We start from the raw sequence: 12918 nt of genomic DNA on the forward strand, positions 1-12918 counted from the left end.
GTTGCGGACAATAGCCGCCGGGTGGATCAGGACTTGAACAGGGCGCTGTAGGCGTTGAGGGCGAGTTGGCCGCCGAGGTGGGCGTAGAGGACGTTCGAGGTCCGGGGGATGTCGTTCGAGCGCACCAGGTCGATCAGCGCGGCCATCGACTTGCCTTCGTAGACCGGGTCGAGGATGACGCCCTCGAGGCGGCCGGTCAGGCGGATCGCGTCGAGAGTGGACTGCACCGGGATGCCGTAGTACTCGCCGGCCCAGCCGTCCAGGACGGTGATCTCGTCGTCGCGGAGCTCGCGGCCGAGGCCGATCTTGGCGGCGGTGGCGCGGGCGATCTTCTCCACCTGCGCGCGGGTCTCGTCGATCTTCGCGGAGGCGTCGATACCGAGAACGCGGCGCGGGCGGTCCTGACCGGCGAACCCGGCGATCATGCCGGCGTGGGTGGAGCCGGTCACCGAGCAGACCACGATGGTGTCGAAGAAGACGCCCAGTTGTTCTTCCTGACGGCGTACTTCGTCCGCCCAGTTCGCGAAGCCGAGACCGCCGAGCGGGTGGTCGGAGGCGCCCGCCGGGATCGCGTACGGCGTACCGCCGGCCGCGCGGATCTCTTCCAGTGCGTTCTCCCAGCTCTCCTTGAAGCCGATACCGAACCCGGCCTCGACCAGTTCGACGTCCGCGCCCATGATCCGCGACAGCAGGATGTTGCCGACCCGGTCGTTGACGGCGTCGGGCCAGTCGACCCAGCTCTCCTGGACCAGCTTCGCGCCCAGCCCGAGCGACGCGGCGACGGCGGCGACCTGGCGGGTGTGGTTGGACTGGACGCCGCCGATCGTGACCAGGTGAGTGGCGCCGTGGGCGAGCGCGTCGGGGACCAGGTACTCGAGCTTGCGGGTCTTGTTGCCGCCGAACGCGAGACCGGAGTTGCAGTCCTCCCGCTTGGCCCAGATCGCGGCGCCGCCGAGGTGCTCGGACAGGCGCTTCAGCGGATGGATCGGGCTCGGCCCGAACGTCAGCGGATAGCGGGGGAAGTCGCTCAGGCTCATGAGTCACTCTCGTCGGTCAGCAAGGGTTCAGGGTGCCAGCATGCAATATATTGCACTCTGCAGCATCAGATCTGTCAAATCTGCGAGCTGTCGGGTGGGGAAATCGGATTGCGGGGTGGCTGAGGACAGCCGTACGTTCGCCGTCTGATGAGTGAGCTGGCTGAGCTGTTGCCGTTGCCGGATCGCCGGAAGTGGGGGTTGGGGTGGCGCGGCGGTTGGTCGCTGCGCAGGCGACCTATGACGGGTGGGCGCGGACCAGCCTGAAGACGTTGCAAGGACTGATCCGGACCGAGGTCGCCGAGGAGATCTGGGAACGAGCCTTGGGTACGCCGTGGGACGGCCGGCCGATCTGGTTCCACGGAGACATTGCCTCAGGCAACCTTTTGGTGGAGGACGGAGCGCTCGCGGCCGTCATCGACTTCGGCACCTGTGGAGTCGGCGACCCGGCCTGTGATCTGGCGATCGCCTGGACGATGCTCACCGGCGAGAGCCGGGCCGCCTTCCGCGATCGGCTGCAGGTGGACGAAGCGACCTGGCTACGCGGCCAAGGTTGGGCGCTCTGGAAAGCACTGGTCGTCTGCGCTGGATCCGTCCGCGACGGCGAGGGCCTGCCTGCCGACACATCGCTCGTTCTCGAAGAGATCCTCGCCGCCCACCAACAAGCGAACTGACGCCAACTCACAGCTCCTCCGGCGGACGGATGTCGTGAAACTGCCGCAGCAGGAGGAGGTCGTAACAGATCTTCAGTACGCCGGCGATGACGAGCGGCCAGCCGAACGTCGATTGACCCAACATCCAGCCGGCCACGATGGGCGGCAGCACAGACGCCAGGCTGCGCGGCACATTCGTGACGCTCGCCGCGGCCGGGCGCTCGGCCGGCGAGACAACGGCCATCACATACGACGTACGCACGGGGACGTCCATTTGCGACAGCGCGGCGCGCGCCAGCAGAGCGGCGATTGCGAGTGGCGCGTTGGGCATGAACGCGGCCAGGATCAGGAACCCGTTCGCTGGAAGGTGGGTGAACACCATCGTCCGCACCAGCCCGATGCGGCGGGCGATGTGCACGGCGACGAGTGACGAGAACGCCGACAGCAGGCCGGCCCAGAAGAACACCGCGCCGCTGATGGCGATCGACAGGTCGAAGCGGCGTTGCAGCCACAGCACCACGAGGGCGGTGATGACGAAGCCACCGCCGAACGCGTCCAGCGTGAAGAGTGCGGCGAGCCGGTACACGATGCCGCGTGACGGGCCGAGCGCGACGGCGGGCGCCTCGGTCCTCGGCTCGATCGCCGGCGACAACGAGCGGTAGCGCAAGAGGATCGCCACGCCCAGTACGGCGTACCCGATGAACGTCCAACGCAGCGCGGTCTCCTCGCTGGCGTCGATGTGTGCGGCGATCCATTCGGGCACGCCAGCGCACAGCGCGCCGAACGCTGCGACGAGCGAGCCGATCAGCGCGTAGCGGGCGAACAGGGCCGTCCGCTCGGTGTCGGGCGCGGTGCCTGGCAGCAAGGCCTGCTCGGTCGGGAGAAACACGCTGACGTCGCCACTCGAGGGGTTGAGCGTGCCGACGAAGGCAACCACGAGTAGTACCCAGAAACCGTTCGCCGCGGCGAAGCCGAGGCCGGTCAGAATCATGGCGACCGACACGAACCGCAGCAGTCGGCGCCGGCCGACTTGATGTCCGCGAAGGCCGACGCCGAGCGTCAGCGCCGCCGAACCGAGCAGGGTCGCGGCGATGACCACCCCGATCCGGGCCTCGGAGAGACCGAGCGTCGCGAGGTAGCCAGCGAGCACCACGCTGACCACCCCGTCGCCGAACGCCCGGATCCCACGGGTCTGCAACAAGACAGCGGCGTCATGACCAGCGCCCGGCGGGAGGATGCGCACTCGTGCATCTTCTCCCCGAGCAGGACCGTTCGCTCGCTGAAAAACGCTGTATCAGTTGCTGATCCGCTGTTTCAGAAGTCGATACGCAGTACTGCGCGGCGTAGGCCTGGGCGGCTCGCCTCGGTGAAACCGGCGTCGGCGAAGGTCGCGAGCGTGCCGACCGAGCCGCCTTCCACGAAATCCGGGTAGCCCTCCAGCGCGCGGGCGCCGCGTTCGCGTGCGAAGTCGACGGCGGCGCGGGCGAGCGCGTGATTGACTCCTCGACGGCGATAGCCGACGCGGGTGACGAAGCAGGTCACGGCCCAGACAGTGGGGTCGGTCTTGTCTTCGTTCCGACCCTCCCAAGGGACTCGGTTGTTGCGCAGCAGCCTCGGATGGTCGGCCCGCGGAGCGACTGCACACCAGCCGACGGGTTCACCATCGAAGTACGCGACCAGACCGCTTGTCGCCTCAGCCGTCCGATCGCCGCACGAGGTCTGGTCACGAAGCCGGGCGGCGAGTTCTTCGGGTCCTTCGGAGGCCCAGGACTCCTTGGGCAGCATCCGGAAGCGCTGACACCAGCAGCGTGAGGTGTCGCCGGTCGTACCGAAGACCGCCTGCAGGTCCTCCCAGGTCGCTTGGTTAGCCGGAACGATCGTGAGCTGCTCGGCCGAAATCGGCTCCCGCGAACCCTTCGGGCGGGGCACTTGCTGGCGCGGCCGAGCGGATGATTTGGCTGGCTGCGGCCTTCCCTGATCGGGCAGACCGTCGACCATGAGCAAGACGTCCACCACGTCGCCGACGTCCAGCTGCTCGGGCTTGCGCACGGCGTCCTTCAGCGGGATCAGATAGCCACCGTCTTTCGGCCACAGCGAGGTCTTCCACTCGGTGTTCCCGATCCGGGCGCGGACCGGCAGCATCCCCCACCCGTAACTGGCAACCGAAGCCGCCACCCGCAGCGCGTCAGCCTCCCGCTCCGGCACCGCAACGAAGTAAAACGGCGCCGGCCCCCGCCACTCGAACACCTCGCCACTGAACTCCTGCTCCATCCCCCGATGCTAAACCCCATCCCGGACGCCCTGCTTCCGCAATCCCCCGTCCGCGCGGCGTCCGCCGGACAGGTTGACAGGGGTATTCTGGATATTTAGTATCTAGATTATGAAGATGAACGAGGGGGTGGAGTGGGCGGTGCACAGTTGTGTGAATCTGTGTTTCGTGCCGGGCGAGGCGGTGACCGCCAAGCGGCTTGCGGCGTTCTACGACTTGCCGACCGCCTACCTCAACAAGCAGCTTCAGGCGCTCACCCGAGCCGGGATTCTCTCGTCGACCTCGGGACCCAAAGGCGGGTTCCAGTTGGCCAAGCCGGCGGACAAGATCACCTTGCTTGACGTCGTGGTCGCGATCGACGGAGCCGACGAAGCCTTCCGGTGCACCGAGATCCTGAAGGCCGGTCCGGGAGCCGACCCCAAGGCCGACTACCGGAAGATCTGCCTGGTCTCGCAGGCCATGCGGAAGGCCGAGCTCACCTATCGCCGCGAGCTCGCCAGTCAGACCATCGCCGACCTGGTCGCCGACGTCGAGGCCACCTACCCCCGGACCGCCGACAACACCCGGCGCTGGTTCGCCAACCTCAAGTCCTGAAATCCCAGCAAAACAACGGCAAACCCAGCGACGCATTCTGGATATTTGCTATCCACAACTAAGGAGACAACCATGACCGTTCTCATCCGGAACACCGACGCCGAGGTTCTCGAGGCCAGTGGTGTCACCCTGCTCGCCGACACCCCGGCGACCGGCGGCCACCTCACCAGCCACCGCTCGATCTTCAAGCCTGGCAAGGAAGGCGCTCCCCCGCACCTCCACCGGGAGGCCTCCGAACTGTTCTACGTCCTCACCGGCAGCCTCCGCGTCCTCACCGGCGACGACCTGATCACCCTCGACCAGGGCGACTTCCTCGTCGTACCGCCGAACACCGCGCACGCCTTCGAAGCAGCCGGTACGACGGACGCCGAAGTACTCTTCGTCCTCACCCACGCCAAGCCGCGTTTCGACTACTACCGCCTGCTGGAAGGCGTGTATCGCGGCGACACCGACCCGTCCGTGCTCGCCACTACCAGCGACCTCTACGACAACCACTACGTCAACAGCCCCACCTGGGCAGGCCGCGAAGGGCAGTAGGCAGAGTCTTCAGCGGATTCTCATCGCGCTCTCAGAGGCGCCGGTCATCATGGGCTGAACGCCGAAGGAGGCTCCCTGTGACCGCGTTGTTGATCTCATCGAGTATTCGCGAAGACCTGGGCACCACAAAGCTGCACTACCCGGCCGACTCGATCGTCGTGATCGCCGGGATCCCTGGCGCCGGCAAGAGCACCCTGCTCCGGCGACTGTTCACCGGCGCCAGCGATGTCCAGGTCCTCGACTCCGAACGCCTGAGGAACCGCTGGAAGCCAGTACTGCGCACGATCCCGTACACCGTCTGGCGCCCAGCGCTCCACCTCGCCTACTACGCGCTCGTACTCCGGGCGATCAACACCCCAGGCCCGTTGGTGATCCACGACTGCGCGACCAAACCGTTGGTCCGGCAACTCATCGGGCGAGCGGCAAAGGCTGCGGGGCGGCCGATCCACCTGATCATGCTCGACGTACCGGCCGACGTCGCCCGCCTCGGTCAGCAAGCACGAGCCCGCGTCGTACGGGAAGGCAGCATGGCCACCCACAGCCGCCGCTGGCCCGTACTCCGAAACCTGGCGGCCACCGACCCCGGTCGAGTCGTCCCCGGCGCCGCCACCGCAGTGATCCTGACCCGCCAGGAAGCAAACCAACTGGCCAAGATCACCTTCGGCCCACGAACAACTAAACGGAGCGAGTGACCACCAGGTCGCACAGCGATTCAAGAGCCGAGCGGCCGGGACCCTGCGGAAGGTCCTGGAGGAGTTTGCGGGCGTCGTTGGCGCGGCGGCGGACGTCGTCCTCGGCCTGCTGGAGCGACGGGTGGGCGCGCAGCAAGCCGAGTGCCTCAGCCAGCCGGGCGTCGTCGCTGAGGTCGGAGTCGAGCAGCTCGAGCAGCCGCGCGTCCGCTTCCTGTGACGGGTCGGCCTGGGCCCGGAAGATCAGCACCGGCAGGGTCGGAACCCCTTCACGCAGGTCCGTCCCAGGCGTCTTGCCCGACTCCTCCGACATGACGTCGAGGATGTCGTCGGCCAGCTGGAACGCCTGACCGATCTCCTCACCGAAGGCCCGGACCGTCTCCTGTACTTCGGCCGACGCGCCCGCGAACCGGGCACCGAACAGCGCCGAGGTGGCGATCAGCGAGCCGGTCTTGTCCGCGACCACCGACAGGTAGTGCGCGAGCGGGTCGTCGCCCTCGGTCACGCCGAGGGTCTCCCGGATCTGTCCCTCGACCAGCCGGCCGAAGGTGCGCGACTGGATCCGGACCGCTTCCGGGCCGAGTGACGCGACCAGGTCGGACGCGCGGGCGAACAGCCAGTCACCGGTCAGGATGGCGACCGAGTTGTCCCAACGCGCGTTCGCGCTGTCCGCGCCGCGACGCAACGCGGCCTCGTCCATCACGTCGTCGTGGTACAGCGTGGCCAGGTGGGTCAGCTCGACCACCACGGCCGCGTCGACCACTTCGGGCGCTCCCGGCTCCGGGCCGAGCTCGGCGGCGAGCAGTACCAGCAGCGGCCGGAACCGCTTGCCGCCGGCAACCATCACGTGCTGGGCCGCCTCGGTGACGAACGGGGCCTCGGACTGCGCGGAGTCCCGCAGCGCCTGCTCGACCCTTTCCAGCCCAGCCCGGACCCGGGACTCGAGCGCCTCGTCGGCGAACGCGAATCCCAGGCTCTCGGCCGGCAGCGGGGAGGGACTCACCGGATGAACTCACCCGCGCGGGCGGCCAGGTCGAGCACCGGACCGGGAACCAGGCCGAGCACCACCGTGGCAGCCAGACCCAGGGCGACGGCGGTCGTGGTCTGCCAACCCGGCAGCGCCACGTCCGGCGCGTCGGCCGGCAGGTCGGAGAAGAACATCAGCACGATCACGCGGACGTAGAAGAACGCGGCGACCAGGCTGCACAGCACCGCCACCACGACCAGCGGCCACGCGCCACCGGTCCAGGCCGCGGTGAACACGGCCCACTTGCCGGTGAAGCCCGACGTCAGCGGGATCCCGGCGAAGGCCAGCAGGAAGAAGGCGAAGATACCCGCCAGCAGCGGCGACTTCTTGCCCAGCCCGGCCCAGCGGGACAGGTGCGTCGCCTCGCCACCCGCGTCGCGGACCAGCGTGACGAGCGCGAAGGCACCGATGGTCGCGAACCCGTAGGACACCAGGTAGAACAGCACCGCCTGCGTCGAGGTGATGCTGCCGCTGCGAACCCCGCTGCCGGCCTGCGCGAGACCGACGAACGCGGTCAGCAGGAAGCCGGCGTGCGCGATCGACGAGTAGGCGAGCATCCGCTTCACGTCGGTCTGGGTGATCGCGACGATCGAGCCGACCACCATGGTCAGGATGGCGACGACCCACATCATCGGCGCCCAGTCCCAGCGGCTGCCGCCGAGCGCGACGTAGAAGACACGCATCAGCCCGATGAACGCGGCGATCTTGGTGCAGGCCGCCATGAACCCGGTGACCGGCGTCGGCGCACCCTGGTACACGTCCGGCGTCCACGAGTGGAACGGCACCGCGCCGACCTTGAACAGCAGGCCGACCGCGATCAGGCCGGTACCGGCGAGCAGGATCGCGTCGCCGTGGGTCTTGGTGGCCAGCGCGTCGGAGATGCCGCCGAGCGACATCGTCCCGGCGTACCCGTAGAGCAGGGCGATGCCGTAGAGCAGGAAGGCCGAGGCGAAGGCGCCGAGCAGGAAGTACTTCATCGCGGCTTCCTGCGAGATCAGCCGGCGACGGCGCGCCAGCCCACAGAGCAGGTACAGCGGCAGCGAGAAGACCTCGAGCGCGACGAACAGGATCAGCAGGTCGTTGGCCGAGGCGAACAGCATCATGCCGCCGACCGCGAACAGCGTCAGCGGGAAGACCTCGGTGTGCTCGACCTTGGCCGCGGTGCCCTCCCGCTCGGCCTGACTGCCCGGTACTGCGGCGGCCTGGCCGGCGAAGGCGGACAGCCCGCCGTCGACCGAGCGCTCGGCGAACAGCAGCACGCTGATCAGGGTCAGCGCCAGCAGCGTGATCCAGGTGAACAGCGCCGGGCCGTCCACCGAGATGGCGCCCTGAGCCGCTAGCAGTTCCTTCTTCTCCGTCATCAGCTGCACGGTCCACACACCGGCACCGAGCAGCGCGACCAGCACGATGCCCAGCTGGACCATGTGCCGCAGCGCGCGCGGCAGGAACGCCTCGACGAGGACGCCGACACAGGCCGCGCCGAAGACGACGAGCAGTGGTGCGAGCTCGTTGTACTCGATCTTCGGGGCGACGAAGTCTGCCAGCGGCAGCACCTGCGCCATCAGCACTGCACTCACTTCTGTCCCTCCGTCACGGGAACCTGCGGGGCCGGGTCGGTGACGCCCACGCGCTGCATCGTCGACTCAACGGCCGGCTTGATGATGTCGACCACCGGCTTGGGGTAGATGCCGAGGCCGATGATCAGCACGACCAGCGGCGCGATCGCGAACACCTCACGGAAGTTCAGGTCCTTGAGCTTCTCGACCCCGTCGCGGACCGGGCCGGTCATCAGGCGTTGGTACATGATCAGGATGTAGAGCGCGGCCAGCACGATGCCGAGCACCGCGATCACCGCGATCACCTTGTGCCGGCTGAACGTCCCGGCCAGCACCATGAACTCGGAGATGAACGGCGACAGGCCGGGCAGCGCCAGGCTGGACAGACCGGCGAACAGGAAGGTGCCGGCCAGCACCGGGGCCACCTTCTCCACGCCGCCGTAGTCCGCGATCCGGGCCGAACCGCGGCGCGAGATCAGGTACCCGGCGACCAGGAACAGCGCCGCGGTGGAGAGTCCGTGGTTGAACATGTACAGCGTCGATCCGGTCAGGCCCTGCGAGGTGAGCGCGAAGATGCCCATCACGATGAAGCCGAAGTGCGAGATCGAGGTGTAGGCGATCAGCCGCTTGATGTCGGTCTGGCCGATCGCCACCAGCGCGCCGTACAGGACGCTGATCAGGGCCAGCACCAGGACGACCGGGGTGGCCCACTCGGACGCGTTCGGGAACAGGCCCAGGCAGAACCGGATCATCCCGAAGGTGCCGATCTTGTCCAGGATGCCGACCAGCAGGACCGACGTACCGGGGGTCGCCTCGGCGGCGGCGTCCGGCAGCCAGGTGTGGAACGGCACCATCGGCGCCTTCACCGCGAAGGCGAAGAAGAAGCCGAGGAACAGCCAGCGTTCGGTGTTCTGGCTCAGGTCGAGCTTGACCAGGTCGGCCAGCAGGTACGACGGCGCGCCGTTCTTGGCCGAGATGACGTACAGGCCGACCACCGAGGCCAGCATCAGCAGACCGCCGAGCAGCGAGTAGAGCAGGAACTTCACCGCCGCGTACGACCGCTGCGCGCCACCGAACCCGCCGATCAGGAAGTACATCGGGATCAGCGTGGCCTCGAACAGCACGTAGAAGAGGAACACGTCGGTGGCGGCGAACACGCCGAGCGACAGCGCCTCCAGCGCCAGGATCCAGGCGAAGAACGACTTCTCGCTCCAGCGACCGGTCTTCGCGTCGTTCCAGGAGGCGATCAGCACGATCGGCGTCAGCAGTGCGGTGAGCACCACCAAGACGATGCCGACGCCGTCCAGGCCGAGCGCGTAGTGCGCGCCGAAGGCCTTGATCCAGGTGTAGTTCTCCTCGTAGTCAGCAGCACCGTTCTGGTGGTAGCCGACCGCGATCACGGCGGTCAGTGCCAGCGTGACGAGAGAGAACGCCAGTGCCACCTGCTTCGACAGCAGCGCCTTGGTTTTCGGCACCGCCATCGTCACCAGGGCGCCTGCCAGCGGCAGGAGCAGTGTCAGGGTCAGCCAACCGATTTTCACGACAACCTCACCGCGAGGAGGGCGACGACCACGAATGCGGCGCCGAAGACCATGCTGAGTGCGTAGGAACGGACGAAGCCCGTCTGGTACCGGCGCATCCGGCCGGACAGCCCGCCGAAGAGCGCGGCCAGTCCGTTGACCAGACCGTCCACTCCGCGGTTGTCCAGCCAGACCAGCGTCCGGGTGAGGTACTGGCCCGGGCGCATCAGGACCGCCTCGTTCAGCGCGTCGCCGTACAGGTCACGGCGGGCGAAGGTGGTGGCCGGCGAGACCCGGACCGGCGCCTCGCGCGGGATGTCGCGGCGGTACAGGACCACCGCGATGACGATGCCGACGGCAACCACCGCGAGGGTGATCAGCGTCATCACCAGCGCGCTGACCGGCGGGTGGTGCTCCTCGTGCCCGACCACCGGCTCGAGCCAGTCGACGATCCAGTGACCGGCGAAGTAGAGCGCGCCACCGCCGAGCGAGAGCGCCGCCAGGACGACCAGCGGACCGGTCATCACCGCGGGTGACTCGTGCGGGTGCACGTCCTTCTCCCAGCGCTTCTCGCCGAAGAACGTCATCAGCATCAGCCGGGTCATGTAGAACGCGGTGATCCCGGCGCCGAGCAGCGCGCACAGACCGATCACGATGTTGTCCGCGAACGCGGCCTCGATGATCTTGTCCTTGCTGAAGAAGCCGGCGAACGGCGGGATGCCGAGGATCGCCAGGTAGCCGAACGCGAAGGTCGCGAAGGTGATCTTCATGTACTTGGCCAGGCCGCCGTAGTGGCGCATGTTCACGTCGTCGTTCATACCGTGCATCACCGAGCCGGCGCCGAGGAACATGTTGGCCTTGAAGAAGCCGTGGGTGAGCAGGTGGAAGATCGCGAACACGTACCCGGCCGGGCCGAGACCCGCGGCGAGCATCATGTAGCCGATCTGGCTCATCGTCGAACCGGCCAGCGCCTTCTTGATGTCGTCCTTGGCGCAACCGATGATCGCACCGGCCAGCGCGGTCACCGTGCCGACGATCACCACCGCGGTCGAGGCCGCGTCGGTGATCTCGTAGATCGCGTGCGAGCGGACCACCAGGTAGACGCCCGCGGTGACCATCGTCGCCGCGTGGATCAGCGCCGACACCGGGGTCGGGCCCTCCATCGCGTCCAGCAGCCAGGACTGCAGCGGGACCTGCGCGGACTTACCGCAGGCGGCCAGCAGCAGCATCAGGCCGAGCAGCGTGCCCCAGGTGCTGGAGACGTGCTCGACGCCGGCGTTCACGGTGACGAAGGCCGAGGAGCCGAACAGCGCCCACATGCTCATCACCGCGAGCGACAGGCCGATGTCACCGACCCGGTTCACCACGAACGCCTTCTTCGCGGCGGTCGCGGCCGAGTGCTTGTGCTGCCAGAACCCGATCAGCAGGTACGACGCCAGACCGACGCCTTCCCAGCCGACGAAGACCAGCAGGTAGTCGGCGGCCAGGACCAGCAGCAGCATCGAGGCGATGAACAGGTTCAGGTACCCGAAGAAGCGCCGGCGCCGGGGATCGTGGGCCATGTAGCCGATCGAGTAGATGTGGATCAGCGACCCGACACCCGTGATCAGCAGCACGAACAGGATGGACAGCTGGTCGACCAGCAACGTCACGTCCACGTGCACGTTGCCGACCGAGAACCACTCGAACAGCTTGATCGTCTCGGACCGCTCTTCGTCGTGCAGCCCCTGCATCTGGAAGAAGAGCAGGACCCCGCAGACGAACGAGGCCAGCGACGCCGCGGTCCCCAGCAGGTGACCCCACGCGTTGGTGGCCTTGCCACCAAGCAGCAGGATCGCCGCGGAGACCGCCGGGATCGCGACCAGCAGCCACGTCAGCTCATGACTCATCGGTGATCGACCTCAGTACTTGAGCAGGTTGGCGTCGTCGACCGAGGCCGAACGACGGGTGCGGAAGATGGCCATGATGATCGCCAGGCCGATCACGACCTCGGCCGCGGCCACCACCATCACGAAGAAGGCGGCGATCTGGCCGTCGAGGTTGCCGTGCTGGCGGGCGAAGCTGACGAACGCGAGGTTGGTCGCGTTCAGCATCAGTTCCACGCACATGAAGACGACGATCGCGTTGCGCCGTACCAGCACGCCGAGCGCGCCGATACTGAACAACATCGCCGACAAGACGATGTAAGGCTCCGTCGTCACTTCTTCTCGTCTCCTTCGGCGAATCCGGTCAGATCCGTGCCGGTGGGCTCCGGCGGGACCTCGTCGCCCGCGTCGCCGTCGGTGATCTCGCGGACCAGGTCGACGTCCGCGCGCTCCGCGGTCTCGGGGAACACCGTGCCACGTGCCTGCAGCACCCGCGAAACCGAGGTCGGCGCGATCGAGCCGTCGGGCAGCAGGGCCGGCGTGTCGACGGCGTTGTGCCGGGCCAGCACACCGGGCGTCGGCAGCGGACCGGGGTGCACGCCGGCTTCGGCGTACTTGCGGATCCGCTCCTCGGCGTGGTCGCGCTGGGTCAGCTTCTTGGTCAGCCGCTCGCGGTGGGCCAGCATCATCGCGCCCATCGCGGCGGTGATCAGCAGCGCCGAGGTGACCTCGAAGGCGAACACGTACTTGCCGAACAGCAGCTGCGCGATCCCCTTCGGGTTCCCGTCCGGCTGCGCCTGGCCGAGGCCGATCGGGTCGCCGTACTTCGCGTTGCCGACCGCGAAGATCAGCAGCACGGCGATGCCGAGGAAGGCGAGTCCGGCCAGCGCGCGCTGACCGCGGATCGTCTCCACCAGCGAGTCGGACGCGTCGACGCCGACCAGCATCAGGACGAACAGGAACAGCATCAGGATCGCGCCGGTGTAGACGATGATCTGGACCGCGAACAGGAACGGCGCGTCCTGCGCGGCGTACTGCACCGCTAGGCAGACCATCACGGTGGCCAGCAGCAGTGCCGAGTGCACGGCCTTGCGGACCAGGATCATCGCGATCGCGGCCAGCACCATGATCGGGGCCAGCATCCAGAAGGCGACCTGGCCGCCGGTGACGAGGA

13 protein-coding genes are annotated in these 12918 nt (G+C 67.8%); 4 read left to right on the top strand and 9 right to left on the bottom strand.

Annotated features, from left to right (window positions below):
• Positions 1-26: 26 nt before the first annotated feature.
• Positions 27-1037, bottom strand: coding sequence for a 1-aminocyclopropane-1-carboxylate deaminase (locus tag AB0F51_RS12800; RefSeq protein WP_360278388.1), 1011 nt, complete (start codon positions 1035-1037; stop codon positions 27-29).
• 203 nt (positions 1038-1240) lie between these two features.
• On the opposite strand from AB0F51_RS12800, the gene AB0F51_RS12805 reads away from it, so the two are divergent.
• A complete protein-coding gene (locus tag AB0F51_RS12805) occupies positions 1241-1708 on the top strand; it encodes a phosphotransferase (protein ID WP_360278391.1) in 468 nt (155 codons plus the stop codon).
• A 7-nt stretch (positions 1709-1715) separates the two neighbouring features.
• On the opposite strand, the gene AB0F51_RS12810 is transcribed toward AB0F51_RS12805, so the two are convergent.
• On the bottom strand, positions 1716-2930 hold the full coding sequence (locus tag AB0F51_RS12810) for an MFS transporter (RefSeq protein WP_360278394.1): 1215 nt from the start codon (positions 2928-2930) through the stop codon (positions 1716-1718).
• A 71-nt stretch (positions 2931-3001) separates the two neighbouring features.
• The gene (locus AB0F51_RS12815; protein WP_360278396.1) at positions 3002-3958 is read right to left on the bottom strand and encodes a GNAT family N-acetyltransferase; all 957 of its coding nucleotides are present in this window, start codon (positions 3956-3958) and stop codon (positions 3002-3004) included.
• A gap of 109 nt (positions 3959-4067) precedes the next feature.
• Between AB0F51_RS12815 and AB0F51_RS12820 the strand changes: the two genes are divergently transcribed.
• From AB0F51_RS12820 to AB0F51_RS12830, 3 genes are all read left to right on the top strand, one after another.
• Positions 4068-4550, top strand: a complete 483-nt coding sequence (locus AB0F51_RS12820; RefSeq protein WP_360278399.1) for an Rrf2 family transcriptional regulator — start codon at positions 4068-4070, stop codon at positions 4548-4550.
• Positions 4551-4622: 72 nt separating this feature from the next.
• Positions 4623-5087: a cupin domain-containing protein gene (locus AB0F51_RS12825; protein WP_360278402.1), complete on the top strand. Its 465-nt coding sequence runs from the start codon at positions 4623-4625 to the stop codon at positions 5085-5087.
• 77 nt (positions 5088-5164) lie between these two features.
• Positions 5165-5779 carry an AAA family ATPase gene (locus AB0F51_RS12830; RefSeq protein WP_360278405.1) on the top strand — a complete coding sequence of 205 codons (615 nt, stop codon included), beginning with the start codon at positions 5165-5167 and terminating at the stop codon, positions 5777-5779.
• On the opposite strand, the gene AB0F51_RS12835 is transcribed toward AB0F51_RS12830, so the two are convergent.
• From AB0F51_RS12835 to AB0F51_RS12860, 6 genes are read right to left on the bottom strand one after another with little or no spacing between them, the layout of a single operon-like run.
• Positions 5763-6779 (bottom strand): polyprenyl synthetase family protein, encoded by a 1017-nt coding sequence (locus tag AB0F51_RS12835; RefSeq protein WP_360278408.1) that lies wholly within the window; start codon positions 6777-6779, stop codon positions 5763-5765. The genes AB0F51_RS12830 and AB0F51_RS12835 overlap by 17 nt on opposite strands.
• On the bottom strand, positions 6776-8365 hold the full coding sequence (gene nuoN, locus AB0F51_RS12840; RefSeq protein ID WP_360279715.1) for an NADH-quinone oxidoreductase subunit NuoN: 1590 nt from the start codon (positions 8363-8365) through the stop codon (positions 6776-6778). Before nuoN ends, AB0F51_RS12835 begins: the two co-directional genes overlap by 4 nt.
• An 11-nt stretch (positions 8366-8376) precedes the next feature.
• Entirely contained in the window at positions 8377-9900 is a 1524-nt protein-coding gene (locus AB0F51_RS12845) for an NADH-quinone oxidoreductase subunit M (protein ID WP_360278411.1), read from the bottom strand.
• A complete protein-coding gene (nuoL, locus tag AB0F51_RS12850) occupies positions 9897-11768 on the bottom strand; it encodes an NADH-quinone oxidoreductase subunit L (RefSeq protein ID WP_360278414.1) in 1872 nt (623 codons plus the stop codon). Before nuoL ends, AB0F51_RS12845 begins: the two co-directional genes overlap by 4 nt.
• A 12-nt stretch (positions 11769-11780) precedes the next feature.
• On the bottom strand, positions 11781-12080 hold the full coding sequence (gene nuoK / locus AB0F51_RS12855) for an NADH-quinone oxidoreductase subunit NuoK (protein ID WP_020391937.1): 300 nt from the start codon (positions 12078-12080) through the stop codon (positions 11781-11783).
• Complete coding sequence (locus tag AB0F51_RS12860; RefSeq protein WP_360279718.1) at positions 12077-12886, bottom strand: NADH-quinone oxidoreductase subunit J; 810 nt, start codon at positions 12884-12886, stop codon at positions 12077-12079. The genes nuoK and AB0F51_RS12860 overlap by 4 nt, the downstream gene beginning before the upstream one ends.
• Positions 12887-12918 lie beyond the last annotated feature (32 nt).

The organism is Kribbella sp. NPDC023855 (assembly GCF_040639475.1).
In the GTDB taxonomy this organism is placed as follows: Bacteria; Actinomycetota; Actinomycetes; order Propionibacteriales; family Kribbellaceae; genus Kribbella.

Coding starts and splice junctions, on each gene's coding strand:
- AB0F51_RS12800 (WP_360278388.1), bottom strand. CDS start 1,037: ATGAGCCTGAGCGACTTCCCCCGCTATCCGCTGACGTTCGGGCCGAGC.
- AB0F51_RS12815 (WP_360278396.1), bottom strand. CDS start 3,958: ATGGAGCAGGAGTTCAGTGGCGAGGTGTTCGAGTGGCGGGGGCCGGCG.
- AB0F51_RS12820 (WP_360278399.1), top strand. CDS start 4,068: ATGAAGATGAACGAGGGGGTGGAGTGGGCGGTGCACAGTTGTGTGAAT.
- AB0F51_RS12825 (WP_360278402.1), top strand. CDS start 4,623: ATGACCGTTCTCATCCGGAACACCGACGCCGAGGTTCTCGAGGCCAGT.
- nuoN (WP_360279715.1), bottom strand. CDS start 8,365: ATGGCGCAGGTGCTGCCGCTGGCAGACTTCGTCGCCCCGAAGATCGAG.
- nuoL (WP_360278414.1), bottom strand. CDS start 11,768: ATGAGTCATGAGCTGACGTGGCTGCTGGTCGCGATCCCGGCGGTCTCC.
- AB0F51_RS12860 (WP_360279718.1), bottom strand. CDS start 12,886: ATGCTGGCCCCGATCATGGTGCTGGCCGCGATCGCGATGATCCTGGTC.